We start from the raw sequence: 23,239 nt of genomic DNA, 5'->3' as shown, positions 1-23,239 counted from the left end.
TTCTTTTGAGATGGCAAGCACAACATGAGTGAACAGTTAGCGGTTGAGAACCAACGCGGTCTTTCCCCGGCAGCATTACTTGTTGCCGGGGCTTTCTTTATGGAATTTATTGACGGCACGGTGATTGCCACAGCCCTACCCGACATGGCCAAAAGCTTTGGCGTACAGGCGGTAGACCTGAACATTGGTATCAGCGCCTACTTGATCACCCTCGCGGTGCTTATCCCCGCCAGCGGCTGGATTGCGGATCGCTTCGGCGCCCGAAAAGTGTTTACCCTGGCGCTGGCGATTTTTACTCTCGCTTCGGTTTTATGCGGTTTGTCCGAAAGCCTTGAGAGCTTTGTAGCAATGCGAATTTTACAGGGTGTGGGTGGCGCGCTAATGGTTCCTGTTGGCCGTCTCGCGGTACTGCGCACCACGCCTAAACATCAGTTGATCACCGCTATTGCGACCCTGACCTGGCCCGCATTAGTCGCACCTATCATCGGGCCACCGCTTGGAGGATTCATTACCAGCTATGCTAACTGGCGTTGGATCTTCTTTATTAACGTACCGCTGGGAGTTTTGGCGATCGCGCTGGCGCTACGTTTTATCCCGGATATTCATGACGACGAGCGCCGTCCATTTGATATAGCGGGTTTTATCGCGACCTCAGTTGCGATGGTTAGCCTGGTGTATGCCATGGAGTTACTGGGAACCCAGCAGCCGCAGGGCTGGCTAACCGCCGGGCTACTGGCGCTAGGAACCGTGACCTTTCTGTTTGCCCTGCATCATTTTCGTCACACTACCTGGCCGATGATTCGTCTTGATGCCATGAGCGTCCCGACTTTTCGCGTCACCCTGTACGGCGGGTCACTATTTCGTGCATCTATTAGCGCTGTACCATTTCTGGTGCCGTTAATGTTCCAGGTCGGTTTTGGCATGAGCGCTTTTCACGCGGGTTCGCTGGTTCTGGCGGTGTTTGTGGGCAATCTGACGATAAAACCTGCCACCACGCCGTTGATACGCTGGCTGGGCTTTAAGAAACTACTGTTAATCAACGGTGCGCTAAACGTCCTGGCGCTGTTGGCCTGTGCATTAATTACGCCGCAGACCCCGGTGTGGGTTATTTTGTTGGTGTTGTATCTGGGCGGCGTGTTCCGCTCAATTCAGTTTACCGGCATCAGCACGCTTGCCTTTGCGGACGTCCCCGGGCCACAAATGAGCTACGCCAATACGCTGTTCAGTACGGCAACACAATTAGCGGTAGGCTTGGGCATTTCATTGGCCGCTATCGGGATCCGTATCGGCGAAGAGGTGAGTGAATGGCTGGGGTTAGGCAATATTCCGGGGATCAGTTTCCGGCTGGCCTTTGTCGCAATTGCGATTATTTGTCTGGTAGGTATGGTTGATACGCTGCGGCTTGCCCATGATGCTGGAAGCGCGGTTTCTAACAAGAACAAATAGCCCGGCAGGCGAACACCGCCGGGCCAACAGGATTTAGCCAACTATCTCGCGTACAAACGCTTCGATCGCTTTGTCCTGGCAGTTTTCAAAAAAGCACTGCTGGAAGCGCGGGCCAGATACGGCGGTTTTTACCAGTTCAGGATCGATAGCGCGCAGAGTGTCCAGATAGTTTTCTTTTACCACCGCCGCTTTCACCTGGTTCAGGATCCCCGCGTTACGCACCTGCGGCTCTTTCCGCTCTGGTGGATAACCTTCGCCGTTACGACCAGTGAATGCTTTTTCAAACATATAGCGTACATTCAGCTCAGCACCCCAGCCGAAACCTTTGGCGAATGCCAGAGAAAGCGCATTCCCGTTGTTGATCTGAGAGAACAAGAATGCGTCTGCCGGATCGAGACAGTAACCGCACACCACGCCCGGATGTATATTCAGTGACATCATTGCCCCCTGGCCCGTACCGCACCCCGTAACCACAAAATCCACGGCTTTGGAATTGAGCAGGATGCTGGCCATAATCCCTAAATGGATGTAGGTCAGATGATGGTCATTTTCGTCGCTCATCCCGACGTTATACACTGGAAAACCTTTCTCATCCGCAACGGCTTTAAGCTCGTTATGAATGATGGCATTTTTGCCTGCCTGGCTGTTTTCCATCATCAATGCAATTTTCATTCTGTAATCTCCTGAATGCGCTGCGGAGGCCCGCTGAAAGTCATAACATTCAGGCCACATTACTATTTTGCAAACTCACTTTCAAATTTAATGAAATTTTGTTTTATAAAATAATGAGGTGCTCACATTTTTTCTGAGACAGCTCAGAATAGCCTCAATAAAATGACGTCGTTGCGATTAATCGCAGGTGATCTTCGGGCTATTCAAGCCATTGATGCGCCACCACATATGCCATGATAGCCTATCTCCGAACTTTCAGAGCGATCACATGAAGACCTTTATCCTTGCCCTTTTGCCGCTCGTGCTGACAGGATGCACTATTACTAAACAGGCGCAGGTCAGCGAAGCCAGTGCCATCACCGGCGTCGTTCGCCTGACCTACAACCAGGCCATGCTACAAACGGCGCGTACCGATGACTACCTTACCCAAGGCACAGCCACCAAAGAGTGTCAGCGCCTGGGCTATGCCAACGCAATGGCGTTTGGTCAGCCGGTATCTACCTGTAGCGTATATGCCGGTTCTCTGTGCTTAAATACCAAAATCACGCTCGCCTGGCAGTGTCACGGCGTTGCGGTATCCCAATCGCCCTCCTTCAATTATTAATATTTTCGACCAGCACATTATTGCTGGTCTTCTGCCTTTTCATTATTTATATTCTCCGCTTAATAGCGTTAATGCGTTTTATTCCCATTCGCATTTTTAATAAATAAATTTATTATTTTACCTTTTGCAAATAATTAAATAACAAATTATAGTGACGCCACGCTAATATATAATAACGTTTGTGGAGCACAGCCATGCTGAAAACAGAAATGATCGACCAACTGAATGAGCAAATGAACCTTGAATTATATTCATCTCTGCTCTACCAACAGATGAGCGCGTGGTGCAGCTATCACAGCTTTGAAGGCGCCGCCGCGTTCCTGCGCCGTCACGCCCAGGAAGAGATGACGCATATGCAGCGTCTGTTTGACTACCTGACCGATACCGGCAGCTTGCCGTGTATTAACACCGTTCCTTCCCCCTTTGCTGAATATGCGTCTCTGGACGAACTGTTCCGTGTTACTTACGAACACGAGCAGTTGATTACCCAGAAAATTAATGAGCTGGCACACGCGGCAATGACCCACCAGGATTATCCGACGTTTAATTTCCTGCAATGGTATGTTGCCGAGCAGCATGAAGAAGAGAAATTATTTAAATCTGTCATTGATAAGTTATCGCTGGCTGGGAAAAGTGGCGAAGGTCTTTATTTCATCGATAAAGAACTGGCTACGCTTGATACACAGAATTAATGTTGTGGGGTAATGAAGGCAACCCGCCATCATTACCCGCTAAAATCAGTGACGGCAGATCTTGCTTTCGTGCGTAGAGAAGCCGTCTTCTTTTGCAATAAACTTTCCCTTCGCCGCTAAAAACGCCACCAGCTCAGCTGCCGACATATCCGCCGCAGAACAGGTGTGAAAACGAGCCTGCTCGCCAAACCGTGCCGTAATCGCCGCTTCAAGGCTGGCATTTGAATACTGCTCGCCAGATTCAATCATCATGTTGAGCACTTCGTGACCGTGAATAGATTCCATACTACCTCCTCAATAAAGTCCGTAGCCTAATGTGAACGGCACGGCCTTGCTTTGCGCTAACGCAGGTTTACCCGCAGATAAATATCATTTGTGATACATCTTAACGCGCCAAACATCGTAAAGATTAATGTACATTCATTGTAACGGTGATTTGACGAAAATAGCGTTTTGCCTTAACCTGCGCCGCAGATATAACCGTTGATTATCTCTGGGACAGAGGAAAGCGTGAAAAACAGAACCCTAGGTAGTATTTTTATCGTGGCGGGAACCACGATTGGTGCCGGTATGTTGGCAATGCCGCTGGCCGCGGCAGGCGTGGGGTTTAGCGTCACGCTGGTATTGTTAGTGAGTCTTTGGGCGCTAATGTGCTACACCGCGCTGTTACTGCTTGAAGTGTATCAACACGTACCGGCAGACACCGGGTTGGGTACGCTGGCAAAACGTTATCTTGGTCGCTACGGACAATGGGTAACGGGCTTTAGCATGATGTTTTTAATGTACGCGCTGACGGCGGCGTATATCAGTGGCGCTGGTGAGTTGCTGGCTTCCAGCATCAGCGACTGGACCGGGACAACGCTCTCCCCGACAACAGGCGTACTGCTGTTCACCTTTGTTGCCGGTGGCGTGGTTTGCGTTGGCACATCTTTGGTCGATCTGTTCAACCGTCTGTTGTTCAGTGCCAAGATAATCTTCCTGATGGTGATGCTGGCCCTGTTAATGCCGCATATCCATAAAGTAAACCTGCTTACGTTGCCGCTTCAGCAGGGGCTGGCACTGTCTGCTATCCCGGTTATCTTCACTTCGTTCGGTTTTCACGGCAGCGTCCCCAGTATCGTCAGCTATATGAACGGTAACATCCGTAAACTGCGTTGGGTGTTTATCACCGGTAGCGCCATTCCGCTGGTCGCCTATATCTTCTGGCAACTGGCTACGCTTGGAAGTATTAACTCCTCAACGTTCATGGGGCTGTTAGCCAACCACGCTGGTTTAAACGGTTTATTACAAGCATTACGTGAAGTCGTGGCTTCGCCGCACGTCGAACTGGCGGTGCATCTGTTTGCCGACCTTGCGCTGGCAACCTCTTTCCTCGGCGTCGCACTGGGATTATTTGACTACCTGGCCGACCTCTTCCAGCGCCGCAATACCGTAGCAGGAAGAATGCAAACCGGCGTGGTGACCTTCCTGCCGCCGCTGGCATTCGCGCTGTTCTATCCGCGTGGTTTCGTCATGGCCCTGGGGTATGCGGGCGTTGCCCTGGCGGTGCTGGCGCTGCTCATTCCCTCGATGCTGGCATGGCAGAGCAGAAAACAGAATCCACAGGCTAAATATCGCGTGGCAGGGGGTGCTCCGGCGCTGGCGCTGGTATTTTTGTGCGGCATTGTGGTAATAGCCGTACAGTTTTCTATTGCAGCAGGATTACTACCGGAAGTGGGTTAAAACAAAAGGGGCTTAATGCCCCTTTTTCTTAATGCAAACAACACTGCTTATATTTTTTACCGCTACCGCACGGACAAGGGTCATTGCGCCCTACCTTGGCATCCACTTTGACCGGTACTTTAATCGGCGTTTCCTGAGGATGCGCCATCCAGTAAGCATGCAGATCCAGCGCCGCCAGGCGGATGGCATCCACGCTCTCTTCGAACGCTTCTGGCGTCATTTTCTCAACGACCGCAAAGTTTTCTTCCGTACCGTGCAGCGCAATAGCCTCGAGTGCCGATTTTAACGAGTCTGGTAACGCGGACCAGTCCGACAGCGCGACGCCGCGCATATAACCAAAACACCACTCTTCAACGATGGTCAGTTCATGCTCGTCAATTTCACGCAAACCAAACAGCGGCTCAAACTGCTCAGGATATTCATCCAGGCGATCGGCCGTATCCGCCATATGTTGAAACGCCAGGTTCATGAAACGCGTCATTTCTTTTTCGGAGGACCAGCGAGGAACATATTGCGCGCCGCCCCAAATAGCGACCAGCCACTGCTCCGGTTCAATTTCATACGGTGAACTCAGTACCGCCGTCAGTAAACCATCCAGTTCTGACACATCCAGAATAGCCTTATCTGTATTGTACTTAGTCAGTACATCATCCAGCCATTCCAGTTCGCTCTCGTTTAATGGTCCCGTTTTCATAACGCTTTTCCTTAGTCAAAAAATCTTGCCTGTGATCATCCTACATGGCTGGAGGGATAACAGATATAAATGGGCATATGCGGCTTACAGCAGCCGCCTGTTCAGGTTAACAGGAAAAGAGGGGAATTCCGGTAGTTAACGCACAAAAGAGAACACTAAGCCGCCGGGCATCATACCGGGAAAACACAATAAAACCACCCGCAGGTGGTTTACTGTTGTTCAATACGGTTGAGCGTTGCGGTATAGCCCGTTTTCGCTACTGCGTTAAGTAGAGTATCGGTTGGGAAACCTTCTGGCACGATGGCTTCTGCCTGCCGGGTTTTGAGAGAGGATTTTGCTTTAATCACGCCGTCGGTTTCACGTAGCGCCTGATTGACCGAAATAACGCATAACGAGCAGGTCATATTTTGTATATCCAGCACCACTTTTTGATTGGCCGCCTGAGCCCACAGCGGCAACAGCAAGCATGCAACTAACGCGAAGATCTTCATTCAAATACCTCATAAAACCAGGCAACAAGCGTTGGGTAAAATAGCACCGGCAAAATCAATGCCAGCGCGCACCAGTAGAGAACGCGCGCTTGCTTCAGAGTTAACCACCCGGAGCACCACAACCGTTTGGAAAAATAGAGCCGCCAGAAGACACGCAGTAATAATCCCAGGGACAGCAGTACCAGAGGAGTTCGCAAAAACTCAAACCGGGTGAAAACGGCGAAGCTCGCCGCCGAAATACCAAACAGCAGGTAAAGTAGCGGTCCAACACAGCATAAGCCAGCGGTGACGGCGGCCGCAGCAGCCGTCAACAGGGTAATCCCCGCACCTTTAGCGTTGTTCTGTGGCGACATAGCTGTAGGAGAACGCTTTAGGATCATAAAAATTGATCGGGTCACCATCGACTTCAGCGTAAGGATAACCAAAGTTATTCATGGCCCCCTGCTCCGTTGCCGGATACAACTCGAAATCACGTCCGTAGTTGAATCCAACCCAGTTCATTTCCCAGTTACCAAACAGGTAAGCGTTAACCGCCTGGACATCGGCATCCTGATGCGTTTTTTTCTCTGCCAGACGCATTTTGGTCACGTCAGCAGGATCGCACGGTAACCAACCGTAACCTGCCAGATAGAACTCAGCACGGCAGTGTTGACCGCCGCTCACATTGGCAACGCCTGCACTGTCGGCTGTGCCAAAAGCACTTTTCGAGTAACGTTCGAGCTTATTGGCCTTGCCCAGACGGATGCCAAACAGTTCGCGCGCCGGAATACCGCTGGCCCGCGCCAGAGCAACAAAAACGGAGCTCATGTCGGTGCATTTTCCTTTGAGCTTACTGCTTTTTAATATCTCCGCCACATCCCCCGTGCCGCAGCCAATAACGTCGTTGTCACGCTCCATATGGCTGCTGACCCATTCGTAAATCAGGCGCGCTTTTTTCAGCGGATCCTGCTCATTACCGGTGATTTTACGCGCGGTTTCCAGGACCCGTCCATCAACTGGGGTATGTGCCGTCGGCAACAGATACGGTTTTACATCCAGCGGATAAATAATCTGCTCAGGTGCCTGCCAGTTTTTCAGCGCGTCCTGCTTCAGCGGTTCCCAGTCGGCGGTTTCAATGTCGATATCAACGTTAACCAACAATTCACCCTGCGAGTCAGCCCAGGTGGCAAACAGCGTTTTCGCGCCGTAGGTATTATTGGTGGTGACGTACGCCTGCTTATAGTTTCCGCTAAAGGCAAGCGCTGTCATTTGTTGAAACGCGGTATCCACCGGTAGCGGGATCCACAGTTTCACCACGCCGCTCGATCCCTTAGGAGGATTAAGTTTATACGTTTGAGATAAGACAAAGCGTCGACGAGCCACTGGCGCAACGGATGGCTCAGCGGCACGTACCGTCTGGCTAATGACTGCAGGGCCGACTAATCCGGCGGCGGAAAGGAGAACGCTATTTTTGAGAAACTGACGACGTTGCATTGCTGTCTGTCCAGGTTGTAAGAGTTGAGCTACGGCTAAAGGGGAAACCGTACGCGATCATCACAGCAGACAGAGGCTGGCATAAAAAGGCGAGTCGATGGAGATTATTCATCAATAACAGACCTGTTAACTGTGAATGAAGTGAGAAACTGCAAGGTTGCTATTAAGCCATTTACAGCCAAAAAAGTACAGCAGCGGAGATACGTTCAGACTATATACACAGTCGTTGCCAGTTTGCGGGCTAACCCTCTTGCCCCCTCGCGCATGACCGTGTTGTGATTCCAGCGAAATACAGGTGCTGCCAGCGGGGCGAGATAATTCATCCAGCGGATCGTGGTACGCACATTCCAGTCATATCTGACAATAGTCGCTGTACCATTGGCAGTAAAAGACCATACCCCTCGCCCTTCCACCGCGCCGCTGGCTTGTCCTTCAAGCAGTGTGCAAGGCCGTATTTTCAACACATTGATATCAAAGGTTAAGCGATAAGGAAGCGCCCCTTTCCAGGTATAACGATGCAACGCCCCAATACCCCGTAAATCCCCTTTCCTTATCTCAACGATGCGTTCCAGACTTCCCCACCATTCAGGCCACCTATCCGGATGGGAAAAAACATCCCATACCTCCTGAATTGAAGCCTCAACCCGCCAGACTGTGGAAAACTGATAGTCAGCCATAGTGCAGGCTCCCTCAAGGCGTGAAAAAATTGACGGGGAAACGGGTGTTGATAACCATAGCATCCAGAAGAACAGTTTCTAATCGCTGCCCATCTGGCTCATAGCTGATCACTTTGGCAGGGAGTCCGTGATAATTATCCAGCCAGATGTCGTAGCGGTGAACGCAACTCGCGGAGAAAATGAGACGCGCATAACCGCCCCCTGTATCGGTACTATCTGCAAACTGGAGTCATCAGCTGTCGACTGTTTTTATTATAGTTCTTAATTGCGCGGCACTCCTCTCCCGCCCCCTTAGACTCTGTACAGGCAACAGGCTTAAATTGTTCATTTTCTATTCAGATGAGATGACGACATAAGACTATACTTTAATAGCCATACTTTTAATGGGTATTAATCATGAAACTGCCACCGGTATTTTCATGCGCCGTCCTCGTATTGCTGCTGGCGTCATCGTCTGCCGCAGCCAGCGCGTTACAAAACCAGGCCGCAAGAGAGCAAGAGTTAAGCGCGGCACTTCTTGCAGGAAATGGCGTCATCATCATTGGCGGGACGGATGATTTCGCTTTCACATTCAGGACACGTAACCGAATCCACAGACATTTGGCGATTCAGGATGGCATAGGCGATCCCATCATGATGAATGGTTTTCAGGACCACAACTATAATCCCGCCCGGGATGGCTTTATTAACAACCCTGCTCGGGGAAGGTTTATGTTTAATGCACCGATTCGTCGATAGATTGATTGGCAATGGGGAGTGTGTAGCGGGCGGCTTAACGTATCTGGCTGGCTTACTTGACGCAAAATACCTATGGTTCGTCAAAAGTCGGCACAAAAAAACCACCCGTAGGTGGTTTCGCGACACTGCTTATTGCTTTGATTGTTCTATTCTTTCCCATGGTACCGGTGTGGGATTTGCCCCCACACAGCACGAACGCCGAGCAGTTCAGGATATTTTTCAAGAAGTTAATATGTAACTTACTTCTGCGTAAACACCTGTGTTAATCAGGTATGCGGGATCGGAAGTCCGGCAACAGAAAACTGGTGATTCGATTATTTTTAACCTGCGTGGTTAAGCTTGTTGCAGACCGTTCAAATCGTTAAGCATCCGCTTGAGACATTTGATTTTATTCTTATCGCGAACTGATTGCGAAAGCTTACTGAGTTGAAAAAACGTTTTGTCACCAAACCCGTCAATGACTTTGAAGCGATAATCCTGACGCTCGCTATCCCAGGCATAAACAATGTTTTTACAATGCAGGGAGTTAATAATGACTTTGGTGCTGACAAACCATGCTAAAAAAGCATTCAGCTTCTGCAATTTGCTGTCATCGAGTTCTTTTTTCAGAGCAAGCTGATAAAGAGTTTGAGCAATGTTGCCATGCTCATCGCACTCCTTCACAGTGATCTGCCCTAGACCTTTATTTGTTTCAACAAGACCTTCGATCTTTTGCATATAAAGAGAGTCTGTTTGATGACCAGGCTTGCATTCTTTGAGGTCCCGGAAGACTTCCCGTAACTTGCTTTTATAGTTCGCAATATCTGAAATAACGATTTTGATCAGCAGGTTACTATCCTGTGGATGCTGAAAGACGTAACGATCGTTACCTCGTGCAAGTAAGTCTTCATCTGTCAATACAAGCTCTTGTTTCATGATAGTTTTTGACTCTTACCCTAAGGGAAATGAAATTGCCTCAACTGACCTGCATCGGTAAGTTCTGCTAATCAAAAACTATTATGTATATATTTATTTCAATAATTGATAAACGAAATGCATTCGGAGTGAGACAAATGCCTCTTCTGGCAAGTGGGCAGGCTAATGAACCTGTTTTGATACCCCCGCAAATCAGCTTCTCCAGTCGTGAACGAGGGTTATCAGCGAAGAGCAGGCACCGGTATGAAGTCAACAGGCACCGGATAATATTAAGCGGAAAGATTACTTAACCCGTTTCCCTTTTTCGTCAATGACCTTTTCGCCATCCTCTTTGGTAAAAGAGCCTTTCTGAGCTTCAGGTAAAATATCCAGCACAATTTCTGAGGGACGACAAAGACGCGTGCCAAGCGGCGTCACAACAATCGGTCGATTAATCAGGATCGGATGCTGAATCATAAAATCGATCAACTGCTCATCAGAAAACTTATCCTCATCAAGACCCAATTGCTCATAAGGTTCAACGTTCTTGCGCAGCAATGCGCGTACTGAAATGCCCATATCTGAAATCAGTTTGGTCAGTTCATCACGAGTCGGGGGCGTATCGAGATAATAAATAATAGTTGGTTCGTTACCGCTGTTACGGATCATCTCCAGCGTGTTACGCGAGGTGCCACAGGCCGGGTTGTGATAGATGGTAATGTTGCTCATATCAGTATCTCATTACAAAGTGACAGAGAGCCGCCACGCCAGCGCGGCCAGCGTGACGAACAGCACGGGCAGAGTCATGATAATGCCGGTGCGGAAGTAATATCCCCAGGTGATGGTCATATTTTTCTGTGCCAACACATGAAGCCACAGCAGAGTTGCCAGACTGCCTATCGGGGTGATTTTAGGACCTAAATCGCAGCCAATCACATTGGCATAAATCATCGCCTCTTTGACGACGCCAGTCGCAGCACTCCCGTCTATGGACAATGCACCAATCAGCACCGTCGGCATATTGTTCATCACAGACGACAGGAAGGCAGTCAGGAAGCCGGTACCGAACGTGGCAGCCCATAAACCTTTGTCTGCCAGCATATTGAGTACAGCAGAAAGATACTCGGTGAGTCCTGCATTACGCAGGCCGTAGACGACCATATACATACCCAGCGAGAAAATCACGATCTGCCAGGGCGCCCCACGCAGCACTTTCCCGGTATTAATGGCGTGGCCACGCTTGGCTACCACGAACAGCACCGCAGCCCCAACTGCTGCTATCGCGCTTACTGGGATCCCCAGCGGTTCCAGAACAAAGAAACCGACCAGCAGGAACAGCAGAACAATCCAGCCCGCCCTGAACGTCGCCGGATCTTTAATCGCACTGGCAGGCATCTTGAGCAGTGAAACATCATAACTGGCCGGGATGTCGCGGCGGAAGAAGAGATGGAGCATGACCAGCGTGGCAGCAATGGCCGCCAGGTTCACAGGGACCATCACGGAGGCATACTGTGTAAAGCCCAGGCCGAAGAAATCCGCCGAGACAATATTGACCAGGTTAGAGACAATCAGCGGCAGGCTGGCAGTATCTGCGATAAACCCTGCAGCCATGACAAAGGCCAGCGTCGTCGCCTGGCTGAACCCCAGGGCGAGCAACATCGCAATCACAATCGGCGTCAGTATCAGTGCTGCACCGTCGTTAGCAAACAGCGCAGCAACAGCAGCGCCAAGCAGTATTATCCAGGTAAACAGCAGGCGACCACGCCCGTTACCCCAGCGGGAGACATGCAGCGCGGCCCATTCAAAGAAACCGGACTCATCAAGCAGCAGGCTGATGATAATCACCGCGATGAATGCCGCTGTTGCGTTCCAGACGATATTCCAGACTACGGGAATATCATCAATGTGGATGACCCCCGTCCCCAGTGCCAGTAAGGCTCCGATACTTGCGCTCCAGCCAATGCTGAGACCTCTGGGCTGCCAGATGACCAGGACCAGCGTCAGTATAAAAATACTCCCTGCCAAAAGCATTTTAGATTCCTTTATATATGATTATGTGTATGTAAAAAATTCTCTCAACAGGATGTGCAGGCTGATTTTTTCAGCCATTCACCCACATCTTTCCTCAGACACTGCCAGGACGTCGTGATCGTCTCAGCGGCCCACGCTGGCATGTGGGGAGACAGACGGTAGTGAATCCATTTGCCTTCCCGGCGGTCAAGCACCAGCTCTGCTTCACGCAGAATAGCCATGTGGCGAGAAATTTTAGGCTGTGATTCAGAGGTCGCCGCGCATATATCGCATACGCACAGTTCGCCGGATTCCCGGAGAAGCATAACAATCGCGAGACGGGTTTCATCCGACAGGATTTTAAAAAGCTGAACAGGCTGTAGCATTTTTTACTCCGTTCCCTTTAGAATACATATATGATAAATCATATGTGTTGAATTTGAAATCACAGAACCTCCCGGAGGAGTAAAAAATGGAACACTTTCCTGCACTGAATGCTGATTGCTTCGATCAGCAGATTGCTGAACGCCTGCAGCTCCAGGAGCCGCCACGCATACTGATCCTGTATGGCTCGGTAAGAGAGCGTTCTTACAGTCGTTTTGCCGCAGAAGAAGCAGGACGCCTGCTGACGGCGATGGGAGCGGAAGTAAGACTGTTTAACCCCTCAGGTTTACCCCTGCCGGATGATGCCCCAGATACGCACCCAAAAGTCACCGAGCTGCGCGAGCTGGTCAGATGGTGTGATGGGATGGTGTGGAGTTCCCCGGAGCGGCATGGGGCAATGAGTGCGGTGATGAAGGCACAGATCGACTGGATACCCTTAAGCGAAGGGGCCGTTCGCCCTTCACAGGGTAAAACACTGGCGGTGATGCAGGTCTGCGGCGGGTCGCAGTCTTTTAACGCCGTGAACCAGATGCGTATCCTTGGGCGCTGGATGAGGATGTTCACGATCCCTAACCAGTCCTCAGTAGCCAAAGCCTGGCAAGAATTCGATGAGAACGGGCGAATGAAACCTTCGTCCTGGTATGATCGTATCGTCGATGTCGCCGAGGAGTTGTTTAAAATCACGCTGCTGCTCAAGGGGCAAACCGATTACCTTGCCGATCGCTACAGCGAACGAAAAGAGAGCCATCAGGAGCTTTCATCCCGCGTCAATCAGGCCAAAATATAACGGCCTTTTTTACTGAGCTCAAAAACGTCTGCTTTTTGCTGTGCGTTCAACGCTGGATGCAACAATGTTAATTCTTTGCTGGCTGCGAACCGATAAGCCAGCTCCTTTTGGAAAATACTGTCTGAGCAATCTGTTCGTATTTTCATTAGAACCACGCAGCCAGGGAGATTGAGGATTACAGAAATAAATTTGGGAAGCCGCCCTTATCATCAGGCTCTTTGCGATACCTTTTCTTTATATTTACATATCCAAAACATCATAAAGTTAAGATTTTTTGGACAAATTAGGGTATGGTTGAAGTTCATCCACTCAAGGAAAAGCCTATGTCAGAACGTAAAGACTCTAAATCACGCCGCAACTATCTTGTCAAATGCACCTGCCCAAACTGTACCCAACAATCTGAACACAGTTTTTCAAGAGTACAAAAAGGTTCTCTTTTAATCTGTCCTCATTGCAATAAAGTATTCCAGACAAACCAAAAAGAAGCAGCCTGAATCCGTTTTAGACTCTATTTCTGGAACAGAATCACCACCTCTGTATTTTAATATTTATCAAGCTACAGATAACAGAAAACCCGCTGGCTGCGGGTTTAGTATTTTCATATTTAAAAAATAAAAATTATGGTGAGATCTGGGAAAAGCTATCCCCTTGCATACGTTGTCGTGCAAAGCAAGCGGTTAGACTTTTTGTGCAGCGAACCTACACGTACTCACAATGGTCAGCATACTTTCTCATGCAAAAGAGAGATGAAATATGCTGACCATTGCCCTGAATGCCGGATCAGTAACATTTCATCTCTACTGACCCAACAATACATCCATTGCTTCTGTCAGTATGTCTACTCAGGCTTTAGCCTTCTTCGTTATCGCATACAGACAAAAAAAGGATTTACTCTGTAATAACTACATTGCCAGCAACCGGACCTTTAGTACCATTCTCAATGGAGTAAGAGACTTTTTGCCCTTCAAACAAGGTGCGGAAATTATCGCTCTGGATAGCAGAAAAATGTACAAATAAATCTTTACTACCGTCAACAGGAGAAATAAAACCGAATCCCTTATCGGCATTAAACCATTTTACTAAACCATTCATCTTTTTTGACATTTTGTATTCCTTAATTTGGCCTTCCGGCGAACATGGTTTTATTACAGAAACTACTTAGTGCTTAGTGGGGAGACTCAAAGAAGGGATAAATATAAAACACCTGAAATGAGAACTGCTTTAGTAAACTACTTTGTATTTTGTCTGTTCTTCAAACCGACGCGACCATTAACGCACGGGCGTATATAATAATCAATGTTTATTTTAGCTATCCAGATCTCACGATTGCTGAAAAATATTTCTGGCATTATCCAGGGGTATGTGTATAGTGCAACACGTTATTAGCTTTAAGGAATTTTTTTGTCTCGTAAAATGACAGGAATTGTCAAAGCCTTTGACTGCAAGAGCGGTAAAGGCCTTATCTCCCCCTCCGATGGTCGCAAAGATGTACAGCTTCACATTTCAGCCTTAAGTCTCCGTGACTCAGAAGTACTCATCCCCGGATTACGCGTTGAGTTTTGTCGAATAAATGGTCTTCGAGGCCCCTCGGCTGCGAACGTTTATCTCTCATGACCTGTAGTCGCCCCTCCTGACTTCTGGAATCATAAAAGAGAATTTCAAAACAGGGAGAGTTTCATATGTATCAGAAAATCTATCTCAACGACTGGCTGACAGGCCTTAAGAGCTCATGCTGCACGCTGATAGTGACTCTACTTGTTTTCATCTAACCAGTTAGTTCACCGCATACTGATGGTGCAAATAGACCGGTAAGAGTTGCAATAGCGTTGGCGTATCTGTGTTGCGCCCGTCAGGGTGATATGCTGCGTTACACCCCAAATGCCTTTAATGCACAAAGGATGAAAGCCAGGGGATTTCTGATCTTGAAGGTTCGCTGCGCGAGAAGCAGGAAATTTCAGGCACAAAAAAACCACCCGTAGGTGGTTTCACGACACTGCTTATTGCTTTGATTATTCTTTTCTTTCCCATGGTACCCGGAGTGGGACTTGAACCCACACAGCGCGAACGCCGAGGGATTTTAAATCATGCGTGTTATCTCGCACTATCAACAAGTTACGCCGTTTTTTCGCCAATAACCCATGACTTTAAGATCAACTTAATCAATAGCTTATAATCATCAAGAAGGTACAATGGTGAAACATTTTTTCTCTCAACATTGTCCTAACGTGTCGGGTGAGTGAGGTTAAAATCCTCGCGAAATTTAAGGTATTCATATTACCGGGCAGTCATCAAACTCCGCGTTCCTGGCATCATTAATGATGTACGTGATCACCCCGAATATAGCGGGCGCAGAACTGTAACCGTCATCATCTGCTGGCAGCGCCTCCCTTCTCCCGTTCTCCAGATTAATCAAGTGGGGATGAGGATGAGTCCGATATCGTTTGATCATGAATTCCCCGTCTATCGCGCATATCAGCAGAGAGCCATCACAGGGAGAAAGTGACGCATCAACAACAAGCAGCGCTCCCTGGATTATCCCTTCCCTGAAATGTGAACGCGATGCCCGCATGAAGTAAGTCGCTACGGGCTGGCTGATTAGCTGTTGATCGAGGGAGATTCGTGTTTCAACATAATCTGCCGCAGGTGAAGGGAAGCCCATGGCTATAGTCCTCCGTTTGGATTGAATAGCTGAAAGGTACGGTTATCGCCTTCCTGCGTTGATACATCGCGGAACGTTGTCACATACCACTCGATCCATTCGTTGGCCTGCTTCAGCGTCCAGTTCCAGTTAACCTTACTCAGTTCATGGACAAACCGTTGTGTGGTGACTGTCTTCCGGCCATTCGGTTCTTGCTGTATCGAAGCATACCAGGCAATTTCAATATCGCTACGTCGTGGCATAATTTAACCCCCTCTTGGATACCTGAATAAGAATACAGTATAAACACTGTACACATATACAGTAAAGTGGGGTGGTTAATGTTCGTGTTACTCATTTAACACAAAATTAATAAATATGAAAAAAGATTTAAAATACAATAAATAACAAAGGCAGCGATGCTTCCTTTTATCTATCCAACGAGAGATTATTTCACACCCCCATAGCTTCTTTTATGGCGTATGCAATTAGTCGTCCACCAGTTTCTTCTATTGGATGTATTTTATCAGGACCTATTAACGGAAGTCTGCTATCCATATCATAATGACGTGGTGTTTCGCCAAAAACTTGCTGAAGATTTAGAAATCCTATCTTCTTCAACTTTGCTATCTCATATAGCGCGTTGGCATATTTTTTCATGGCTATTTTGTTCCCCTTCCTCGCGTTTTCACAAGGTGCAATCAGAAGGATGTCGCAATCATCATTAACCTCTCTAACACGGTTGATAATCTTCAGAACATTCCGCGAATATTGATCCACCGTTAAAGGAATGCTTTGGTCATTAGTGCCGAATAGAATAGTAACAAGGTCTGGGGTCATTTCTTTAAGCCCCGACACCCATAAATCCCTATCCTTTTCTACCCAATCACGAGTTGTTGATCCTGTTGACCCCAATTTGTTTACTATGACTCCAGGGGTGCCAGAGTAGGTCATTATCCCACCAATGATGCAATCACCTGAAACAACAACGAATTCTATATTCCATGCGCCATCAAAATTACAATCGCACTCATGAAATGAAATGTAAGTTGGTGATTGGCTAGCGTCAATTGTTACCCATTCGCTTCCACTGACTTTGTATTTAAATATCCCATCTGATTTCTGATAGCAGATTTTATATTTAATTACAGGGCCGCTTCCGAATACGGTTATCTTTGCTCCAGCTTTGTTAGAGCCAGCAGCGCTGAGGTCAGGGGTATTTCTGTTTGCGTATCCACCGATGGTCCATGACTCTGGATTATCGTATTTAACAATAAATTTTTTTGACCTTCCGCAGCCATTAATCGTAAAATAGCCTGGCCTATACAGCGATCCGAAACCAATCCATCCTGAGCCACCATCACCATATTTCGCAACAAGATAGTCGGCAAGAACGCCTGAATATCTGTCTGGTGCTTGAGTCCAACTATCACCGATAAAAGCAACGTTGAATATTGTCTTATCGCCAGCAGAGATTCCCATGGTCTTTATGTGAGTAGATTTGAGGCTGTTAAGCCCAAACGTATCAGGATAACCCCTAATTTTTTCAGAATTAACCGTAGCATGCACTCTCGGTACTGATGCTGAAGCCGATGCTAAAAGTATAGCTTTAAGAATGGTTCTTCTTTCCATAGTACAATTCGCCGCGCAAAATCAGCATTTTAGGTTCTGCGCGGCTGCATGTAAACGTTATATGGTGATGTTTTGCGGCATGTCAGTATTGGATTTATTTGCCGTTGGATATTGACAAGTCGCGCTTGAGTTTATTGAAGAGTTATCTCCAAACCATAGCTTGTTTGTTGATACAATACCTGATACTGCCGAACCAGAGCATCTGATCGCGTCTGTTGCATCTTTGAACATATTGTCAGCAATCCTGATGTTTTCGTACTGTGAAAGCCATGGAGTTGCCCCATCATCGATTAGTATCGTCGCGTTACCAGCTGTTCCAGGGGTTGTTGATGCCACATAGTTATATGTAAATTCTGCGTAACTGGTACCGGTTGCCTTAGATACCCCTGTCAACAATTGATTGAAAAGAAAGCCGCCTATTTGCACGTTATCAGATACAATCAAAACTTTAGGTGAATATCCAATTGGGTGGAAATTAACAACTCGGTTAGAGCAGTTCAGGAATTTATTTCTTGTGAACAAGACCGTACAGGCAGATGAGCATTTAAGTCGCATGAGAGATGGTCCGCGATCAAATTTGTTGCCTTCAATCTCTATTAGGTTCATAAGCCCAACGTTAGTTGAAGTAACAGTATCTATAAATGGGATAGCTGTTGCTGAAAAACCAGAAAAAAATGATACATTACAATCTTTTATCTGTAATTGAGTAGCAGCGGCACCAGTTGAGAACTGCATATTATTAACATTACAACCGGTTAGTAGAATTCTGTTGAAGTTTCCAAGTGATGCAAATCCTACTGAAGCAGTAGAGTCAGACCTCATTTCAACATCTGCGAAAGTTATCGAGCTATTTACCGATCCTGCATCATCGCTCGCGTTCATGAATATCGGGCTACTTGTTGATATCAGACCACCTTCAACTTTGAACTGGCAATTACTCATTGCTGCATAGTTATACATAAACAACGGAGCTGTCATCACGTTATTGCTAAATGACATAGTTGTAGATTCAATAACGGTTCCGTTTGTTCCAATCAGAAGGATTCGATCATATGCTCTGATCGTATTTCCAGATACAACCAGTGCTCTCATCCATCCGGTATCAATCCATGGAGCAGTAGAGGTACCTGGGACAATGTGGATACCGACACCCTGCGTTTTAATGTTGTTGGCAGATACAGTGATTTGGCCCCATGGAATATTACCACTAGAACCTGGCATATCCAGAACAACGGCGTTATCTAAAACGTCTAAGTTGTTTCCTATTATTGAGAAACGAGTGAAACCACAACGGCCTTTTATGCATCCGTTACCCCTTGTGTTAACCCTGTTTTTCATTGAGTTACCAATTACCGCTATCTCTTCAACAAGAGCACCAACACCAGGAGAAGCAAATGTAGCACCAGCCGTATACACAGCATGATCATACCATCCGTCCATTGTGTTTCCCTGAATGCGGATATTTCTCATATTACCGCCAACACATGAACCAGGAGAGTCATAGAATACGCAGTCAAATATCAGAACTCCACCCAGTGAGTATCTGTGATCTGACCATGTTACATTAGGTACTGGAGTTTTAACTCCATCAGAAGTGTTGTCGTAAGGTTCTGCGTTTGTCGGACACACGTCTATATATCGTGTTTGGTCAGGTATAGATGAACCTGATCCAGAAGCCCCAACCTCCATATTCCTAGCATTTCCATCAAAACGTAAACCATGGATAGAAATGTTACCGCTAGCACCTGAGGCAACCAGCAACATATTTGAACGGTCCTGAGTAGGATCAATATCCGTAGTAGAACCGGACATGAAATATGATCGCTGACTTCTTACAATCGTTGCCCCACCATCCCCCCAGAATGATGTTATTCCAGTCCATAGATTTACTTTCTTATCGACAACATAATCACCCGGAGGACAGAATACACCACAACCTTTTTCTGCTGCCTCATTAGCGGCTAACTGAAGAGCCTGATCAACAAAAACACTTCTGTCACGATTCAAAACAGATAATAGTTCAGCTTCTGTCATATATTTAGTTGCAAGAATACTTGGAGTATTTTCCACGTACTCGTCTAGGGTACCGTACCTTGTATTAACAAGAGAACCATCACCGCTTTGAAGCTCAGACCGCAAAGCTGCATCAGCAATGCTAACCCATGCGCCAATACCTACCCCACCAGCTGTATCCGGTGTTGAACCGGCTGGTACTGATTTTGGAAAGTCACCATCCCATCGGTAATACTCTCCATTACCATCAGGAAGCTTCCAGCGAAGTGCCTGATTGGGTTCCGTTAACAATGCCCCACCCTGGAATGAGTCCGTGAGTATCCAGCCATAACCGGCAATAGCATTCTCATTAAGCTTTTCCATGCCATACCAGGTTAGACGCTCTACCCCAAAGCGGTCTGCCCATTTCTCATTTATACGGTCATTTGACAGATGATCGAAATTTTGTGCGTTATCGTATAAATCTTTTGCAGCAGAAGAACCCAGCGGATTACCGGTTTTATAAGTCGTCATATAGACCTCATAAACGAAAAAACCCGCCGAAGCGGGTTTATTAGAAGGTGATTTATTTAAGCAACATTGCCTGGATATATGGCGTTGTCGTACTGATAGAAAGAATCGCGATATTCTTTTGCCGTTACCTGACAGGTTCCATCAGATTGAGGGGATATCTCTGAAATAATGCCACTATATCCAACACGTGAAGATTCGCAGAAAATTAGTCGTGGTGGCTCTATAGCTGGATCATTCATAATGATGTTATTAAATTCTGCTTGCTCAGGAACAGACAACTCATAGTCACCTTCATTCGTTGCGAGCAGCAAACCGGAAGCTGAACCATCTTGATAACGTATCAATGCGCGGGGATTATTAAACGTCCAGTCAAGAGGTTCGGACACTGTGATTTTTGTAATGCCATCAGTTGTTGTCATATCCTCTATCAGGGTACTGATAGTTTTACTTCCAGGAATATCATCAGTGAAAACTATACGGTCTCCTACGTTATAACAAAGAGCATCCATCTCTGTTGTAGTTGTATGGGTTAACCGCTGTTGCCGGTACTTCATCAACCTACGCATTCCTATCTGGTATGCACGGTCCTGATCAAGAACACCATCAAGCGTATAGTCCTCAATTTTAACTGGAGTTGGATTATCAGAAGTCCGGCATTGAACAGTTTCTTCTGCCCATGTAGTCCCGTTGATATATGTGACATCAACACCATCATAATCATCTGATGATGGTGCTATAAATGCCGTTTGAAGTGGTTCAGTCATCTCCTGAGGGCTGATAATTCCAGTCCATGGTTTCACTCCCTCCCTTGCAACAGAGGCTAATCCATCAGTCAGAAGGAAATAACTTTTCCCTGCATTGCTGACCTTCTGAAGCATCTCGAGTGCTGATACAGAATCACTGGTAGCAAAATCAAAAAACTCATTATTTGGCGTCCAGTATGCTGCCTGAAGAGCATCTATTGCTTCATGATCCATATTAAGGCCAAGCTCAGACCCTATATGGTAAAGAGCACCAGATATACTTCTTGTTGTACCAGATTCATATACCCTGGTGGCCACGACATTTACCCGGCGATCTGATTGAGCAGCCAGTTTTCCACCAGTCTCTACTGATACCGCTAATGTTGTCACACCACTGTATGATAATGGTCTGGTAAGTAGTCTTCCTCTTAATGACTGCCAGTACATATTATCCCGGCTGTTATCCTGTCCCTGCTCATTTGTGCGACGGCATCTAATTTCAACAAGCCCGGGTAAAGGAAGAACAACCCTTTCTGTAAAGCCAAGTCCGTTTATATTTTGCTGGATATATGACCCGGTTTTACTGGTCCACCCTGACCCTGAACCATAAACGCGATACTGAATTTCCCATCTGACTTCACGATTTTGTTTTTTCCCCTTTTTGTTGTACCCACATATGCCATTCGGGAAGAAAAAATTCACCTCAAACATATCCACAATTTCATTCTCAGGGCAAGCCAGAAATGGTCCCATCCAGGTATCATTTTCGTTAAGTCCGTTAGCTTCGAAGTCAAGAACAGTTCGAGGTGAAAACCCAGGCCATGAGGGATCGACAACTCCACTCACTATTCGCTCTAACGTGACAGAACTTCCATCTATTTCCAGAATTTTATACTCATTGCCAGCATGGGATACCGATAACCGAATATAACCCTCAGGAATACCTGTAAATGCAGTTCCTGTAGCACTTTCATATGCAAGTGTAATAGAAGCAGTAATCTCATCGCCAACAGGTGGTACTGAATGTGGGATATAATCAGCGATAAATAATTGGTAATCAATACTGTTAAATCCGAGAGTCACCGGCATACCGATATAAGGTGCGATTTCTTCCAGAACATCACTGGTGATTCTGCTATAGGCACCATCGTTTGTTACCACATACGAATCTGGAACGACTAATTCAACAATTGCCCCTTCTGTCCATGAGTCAGGGAGATCGTTTGTTGTAGTGTCACCGTCGTCGGTGCTCAATCCGTTAAAAGTAATAGTAGAACCAGAAACCGTTAATGACTCAGCTACCACGTCTTCAGTGTCAGGTGCTGTTTGTGCCATGTCCAGTCCAGAACCAGACGCGGTTCCCCCAACCTCTGTGGAATTGAACCAGTTTTCGGATCGTTGGTCTCCACTAACGTTTTGCCCTGGTTGATACACTGTGTATTTAAACCCATCACCAAGAGAGGCAATTGGGGTTGACCCTACACGAATATCTCCATCCCCAAATGAAAAACGCCCTCTCCCCAGAACAACGAACATTTCAACTGTCATTACAGTTGGATCATCAACTGAGAATCTTGTTACAGGCTGTACTGCATAGTCTGGATAAATACGGCTTCGACCAAATAACTCGCGTATCGGGTCTCCTAACTTTGCGTTATTAGCCTTCGCAGGATTTACATCAAGAGGGTTGCCAGTTCCTGAGGAATAACCACCAAGGTCACCTACACCAGGAGCAAAAAATAAAGCGTAAGCCACAGATGCAACTGATACTGCAACGGCAATCCAGGCGAGGGCTACAGCGCCATAAGGGACAGGGTAAATTCTGACATCACTGTCTGATTTGATAGCAAACTCAAACCACGCCTGAGGTGGAATATTTTTTCCATCAACATCAATTGTGATCGGTTGCTTCATATCAGGCTTATAGCCTTCTACTTTTTTAATCAGCCATTGGTGAATTGTGATGGCACCGTGTTCATGCATTTCAAGCGGTTCACCAGGTAAGCGAGATGGATAGATTCTGATTGTCACTTCCAGAACTCCACTTTGATAAAGCGACGTTTAAAACGCACAACGGGGAGAAATGTCACATTAATCCCCGGATTGCATTCAGCTACGTGAAGTTGACCATTTATATCAACCACGACACCAACGTGAGTGACGGTTGAACCGGAATAACATGCAGCGCCGGCACCAACACAAGGCTCGCACTTCTCAAGCGATCGCATCAGTTTGACAGCCTCTCGGTCAAGGCCACCGTCATCTTTAGTAACCCCTGAAAAATCTGGCCAGAGAGGTAATCCAAGGTCTTTCCGTACCTCATTGACGATACCGAAACAGTCAAGAGCAGGATAAACGCGACCGCCCTTCTGCCACACGACAGAAAGGTATTTGTCAGGATTGAACATAGTTTCTC

General features: G+C 47.1%; 26 protein-coding genes and 2 pseudogenes. 10 read left to right on the top strand and 18 right to left on the bottom strand.

Annotation, left to right across the window (positions count from 1 at the left end):
- The first annotated feature begins 24 nt into the window (after positions 1-24).
- Complete coding sequence (locus OGV65_RS16365; RefSeq protein ID WP_286455191.1) at positions 25-1,446, top strand: MFS transporter; 1,422 nt, start codon at positions 25-27, stop codon at positions 1,444-1,446.
- Between the two features lie 33 nt (positions 1,447-1,479).
- On the opposite strand, the gene OGV65_RS16360 is transcribed toward OGV65_RS16365, so the two are convergent.
- Positions 1,480-2,118 (bottom strand): RpiB/LacA/LacB family sugar-phosphate isomerase, encoded by a 639-nt coding sequence (locus OGV65_RS16360; RefSeq protein ID WP_279264030.1) that lies wholly within the window; start codon positions 2,116-2,118, stop codon positions 1,480-1,482.
- Between the two features lie 268 nt (positions 2,119-2,386).
- On the opposite strand from OGV65_RS16360, the gene yecR reads away from it, so the two are divergent.
- Together yecR and ftnA are read left to right on the top strand one after the other, a co-directional pair.
- On the top strand, positions 2,387-2,722 hold the full coding sequence (gene yecR, locus OGV65_RS16355) for a YecR family lipoprotein (protein ID WP_080858829.1): 336 nt from the start codon (positions 2,387-2,389) through the stop codon (positions 2,720-2,722).
- Positions 2,723-2,916: 194 nt separating this feature from the next.
- Positions 2,917-3,414 (top strand): non-heme ferritin, encoded by a 498-nt coding sequence (ftnA, locus tag OGV65_RS16350; protein ID WP_016153456.1) that lies wholly within the window; start codon positions 2,917-2,919, stop codon positions 3,412-3,414.
- Between the two features lie 45 nt (positions 3,415-3,459).
- On the opposite strand, the gene OGV65_RS16345 is transcribed toward ftnA, so the two are convergent.
- Positions 3,460-3,699 (bottom strand): YecH family metal-binding protein, encoded by a 240-nt coding sequence (locus OGV65_RS16345; RefSeq protein WP_016153457.1) that lies wholly within the window; start codon positions 3,697-3,699, stop codon positions 3,460-3,462.
- A gap of 225 nt (positions 3,700-3,924) precedes the next feature.
- Here OGV65_RS16345 and tyrP point away from each other — a divergent pair, with 225 nt between their 5' ends.
- On the top strand, positions 3,925-5,136 hold the full coding sequence (gene tyrP / locus OGV65_RS16340) for a tyrosine transporter TyrP (protein ID WP_286455190.1): 1,212 nt from the start codon (positions 3,925-3,927) through the stop codon (positions 5,134-5,136).
- A 28-nt stretch (positions 5,137-5,164) separates the two neighbouring features.
- Here tyrP and OGV65_RS16335 read toward each other — a convergent pair whose 3' ends face one another.
- The 5 genes from OGV65_RS16335 to OGV65_RS16315 form a co-directional block, all read right to left on the bottom strand.
- Positions 5,165-5,830: a YecA/YgfB family protein gene (locus tag OGV65_RS16335; RefSeq protein WP_216403206.1), complete on the bottom strand. Its 666-nt coding sequence runs from the start codon at positions 5,828-5,830 to the stop codon at positions 5,165-5,167.
- A gap of 209 nt (positions 5,831-6,039) precedes the next feature.
- Positions 6,040-6,321 carry a heavy-metal-associated domain-containing protein gene (locus OGV65_RS16330; protein ID WP_016153460.1) on the bottom strand — a complete coding sequence of 94 codons (282 nt, stop codon included), beginning with the start codon at positions 6,319-6,321 and terminating at the stop codon, positions 6,040-6,042.
- Positions 6,318-6,674 (bottom strand): mercuric transporter MerT family protein, encoded by a 357-nt coding sequence (locus tag OGV65_RS16325; protein WP_047416569.1) that lies wholly within the window; start codon positions 6,672-6,674, stop codon positions 6,318-6,320. Before OGV65_RS16325 ends, OGV65_RS16330 begins: the two co-directional genes overlap by 4 nt.
- On the bottom strand, positions 6,652-7,794 hold the full coding sequence (locus OGV65_RS16320) for a transglutaminase-like domain-containing protein (RefSeq protein WP_286455188.1): 1,143 nt from the start codon (positions 7,792-7,794) through the stop codon (positions 6,652-6,654). Before OGV65_RS16320 ends, OGV65_RS16325 begins: the two co-directional genes overlap by 23 nt.
- Before the next feature lie 206 nt (positions 7,795-8,000).
- Positions 8,001-8,471 carry an SRPBCC family protein gene (locus OGV65_RS16315; protein ID WP_080858831.1) on the bottom strand — a complete coding sequence of 157 codons (471 nt, stop codon included), beginning with the start codon at positions 8,469-8,471 and terminating at the stop codon, positions 8,001-8,003.
- 396 nt (positions 8,472-8,867) lie between these two features.
- On the opposite strand from OGV65_RS16315, the gene OGV65_RS16310 reads away from it, so the two are divergent.
- Positions 8,868-9,209 (top strand): hypothetical protein, encoded by a 342-nt coding sequence (locus OGV65_RS16310; RefSeq protein ID WP_016156827.1) that lies wholly within the window; start codon positions 8,868-8,870, stop codon positions 9,207-9,209.
- A 333-nt stretch (positions 9,210-9,542) separates the two neighbouring features.
- On the opposite strand, the gene OGV65_RS16305 is transcribed toward OGV65_RS16310, so the two are convergent.
- The 4 genes from OGV65_RS16305 to OGV65_RS16290 all read right to left on the bottom strand — a co-directional run bounded on the left by OGV65_RS16305 (position 9,543) and on the right by OGV65_RS16290 (position 12,499).
- Entirely contained in the window at positions 9,543-10,124 is a 582-nt protein-coding gene (locus tag OGV65_RS16305) for a YrbL family protein (protein WP_047502094.1), read from the bottom strand.
- Positions 10,125-10,406: 282 nt separating this feature from the next.
- Positions 10,407-10,832 carry a glutaredoxin-dependent arsenate reductase gene (arsC, locus tag OGV65_RS16300; protein WP_141875343.1) on the bottom strand — a complete coding sequence of 142 codons (426 nt, stop codon included), beginning with the start codon at positions 10,830-10,832 and terminating at the stop codon, positions 10,407-10,409.
- A 12-nt stretch (positions 10,833-10,844) separates the two neighbouring features.
- Positions 10,845-12,134, bottom strand: a complete 1,290-nt coding sequence (locus OGV65_RS16295; RefSeq protein ID WP_016156830.1) for an arsenic transporter — start codon at positions 12,132-12,134, stop codon at positions 10,845-10,847.
- A 44-nt stretch (positions 12,135-12,178) separates the two neighbouring features.
- Positions 12,179-12,499 carry a transcriptional regulator gene (locus tag OGV65_RS16290; protein ID WP_016153468.1) on the bottom strand — a complete coding sequence of 107 codons (321 nt, stop codon included), beginning with the start codon at positions 12,497-12,499 and terminating at the stop codon, positions 12,179-12,181.
- Positions 12,500-12,585: 86 nt separating this feature from the next.
- On the opposite strand from OGV65_RS16290, the gene arsH reads away from it, so the two are divergent.
- Entirely contained in the window at positions 12,586-13,284 is a 699-nt protein-coding gene (arsH, locus tag OGV65_RS16285) for an arsenical resistance protein ArsH (protein ID WP_016153469.1), read from the top strand.
- An 18-nt stretch (positions 13,285-13,302) separates the two neighbouring features.
- On the opposite strand, the pseudogene OGV65_RS16280 reads toward arsH, so the two are convergent.
- Positions 13,303-13,476: pseudogene (locus tag OGV65_RS16280) on the bottom strand (IS30 family transposase); the annotation flags it as partial.
- A gap of 131 nt (positions 13,477-13,607) precedes the next feature.
- On the opposite strand from OGV65_RS16280, the gene OGV65_RS16275 reads away from it, so the two are divergent.
- The gene (locus tag OGV65_RS16275) at positions 13,608-13,778 is read left to right on the top strand and encodes a YnfU family zinc-binding protein (RefSeq protein WP_162835200.1); all 171 of its coding nucleotides are present in this window, start codon (positions 13,608-13,610) and stop codon (positions 13,776-13,778) included.
- A gap of 394 nt (positions 13,779-14,172) precedes the next feature.
- On the opposite strand, the gene cspA is transcribed toward OGV65_RS16275, so the two are convergent.
- Positions 14,173-14,388, bottom strand: coding sequence for an RNA chaperone/antiterminator CspA (gene cspA, locus OGV65_RS16270; protein ID WP_016153470.1), 216 nt, complete (start codon positions 14,386-14,388; stop codon positions 14,173-14,175).
- A 297-nt stretch (positions 14,389-14,685) separates the two neighbouring features.
- Between cspA and cspH the strand changes: the two genes are divergently transcribed.
- Together cspH and OGV65_RS25525 are read left to right on the top strand one after the other, a co-directional pair.
- Entirely contained in the window at positions 14,686-14,898 is a 213-nt protein-coding gene (gene cspH / locus OGV65_RS16265; RefSeq protein WP_049040548.1) for a cold shock-like protein CspH, read from the top strand.
- A gap of 65 nt (positions 14,899-14,963) precedes the next feature.
- Complete coding sequence (locus tag OGV65_RS25525) at positions 14,964-15,053, top strand: hypothetical protein (protein ID WP_016153471.1); 90 nt, start codon at positions 14,964-14,966, stop codon at positions 15,051-15,053.
- A 500-nt stretch (positions 15,054-15,553) separates the two neighbouring features.
- Here OGV65_RS25525 and OGV65_RS16260 read toward each other — a convergent pair whose 3' ends face one another.
- Positions 15,554-15,943, bottom strand: a complete 390-nt coding sequence (locus tag OGV65_RS16260; RefSeq protein ID WP_502874461.1) for a HumD family translesion DNA polymerase — start codon at positions 15,941-15,943, stop codon at positions 15,554-15,556.
- A gap of 146 nt (positions 15,944-16,089) precedes the next feature.
- Between OGV65_RS16260 and OGV65_RS16255 the strand changes: the two are divergent.
- Positions 16,090-16,170, top strand: a pseudogene (locus OGV65_RS16255) (DinI family protein); the annotation flags it as partial.
- A gap of 205 nt (positions 16,171-16,375) precedes the next feature.
- On the opposite strand, the gene OGV65_RS16250 reads toward OGV65_RS16255, so the two are convergent.
- The 4 genes from OGV65_RS16250 to OGV65_RS16235 are packed head-to-tail and all read right to left on the bottom strand — an operon-like array spanning position 16,376 to position 23,231.
- Positions 16,376-17,554 (bottom strand): SGNH/GDSL hydrolase family protein, encoded by a 1,179-nt coding sequence (locus OGV65_RS16250; protein ID WP_286455187.1) that lies wholly within the window; start codon positions 17,552-17,554, stop codon positions 16,376-16,378.
- A 57-nt stretch (positions 17,555-17,611) separates the two neighbouring features.
- Positions 17,612-20,080 (bottom strand): tail fiber/spike domain-containing protein, encoded by a 2,469-nt coding sequence (locus OGV65_RS16245; RefSeq protein WP_286455186.1) that lies wholly within the window; start codon positions 20,078-20,080, stop codon positions 17,612-17,614.
- A 56-nt stretch (positions 20,081-20,136) separates the two neighbouring features.
- Positions 20,137-22,854 carry a host specificity factor TipJ family phage tail protein gene (locus tag OGV65_RS16240; protein WP_286455185.1) on the bottom strand — a complete coding sequence of 906 codons (2,718 nt, stop codon included), beginning with the start codon at positions 22,852-22,854 and terminating at the stop codon, positions 20,137-20,139.
- The gene (locus OGV65_RS16235) at positions 22,851-23,231 is read right to left on the bottom strand and encodes a nitrite transporter (protein ID WP_286455184.1); all 381 of its coding nucleotides are present in this window, start codon (positions 23,229-23,231) and stop codon (positions 22,851-22,853) included. Before OGV65_RS16235 ends, OGV65_RS16240 begins: the two co-directional genes overlap by 4 nt.
- Between the last annotated feature and the right edge of the window lie 8 nt (positions 23,232-23,239).

Origin of the sequence: Citrobacter sp. Cb004, from assembly GCF_030337065.1 — a bacterium.
Lineage (GTDB): Bacteria > Pseudomonadota > Gammaproteobacteria > Enterobacterales > Enterobacteriaceae > Citrobacter > Citrobacter braakii.
The sequence above is the reverse complement of the archived record's forward strand: the minus strand, read 5'-3'. Positions and strand labels throughout refer to the sequence as shown.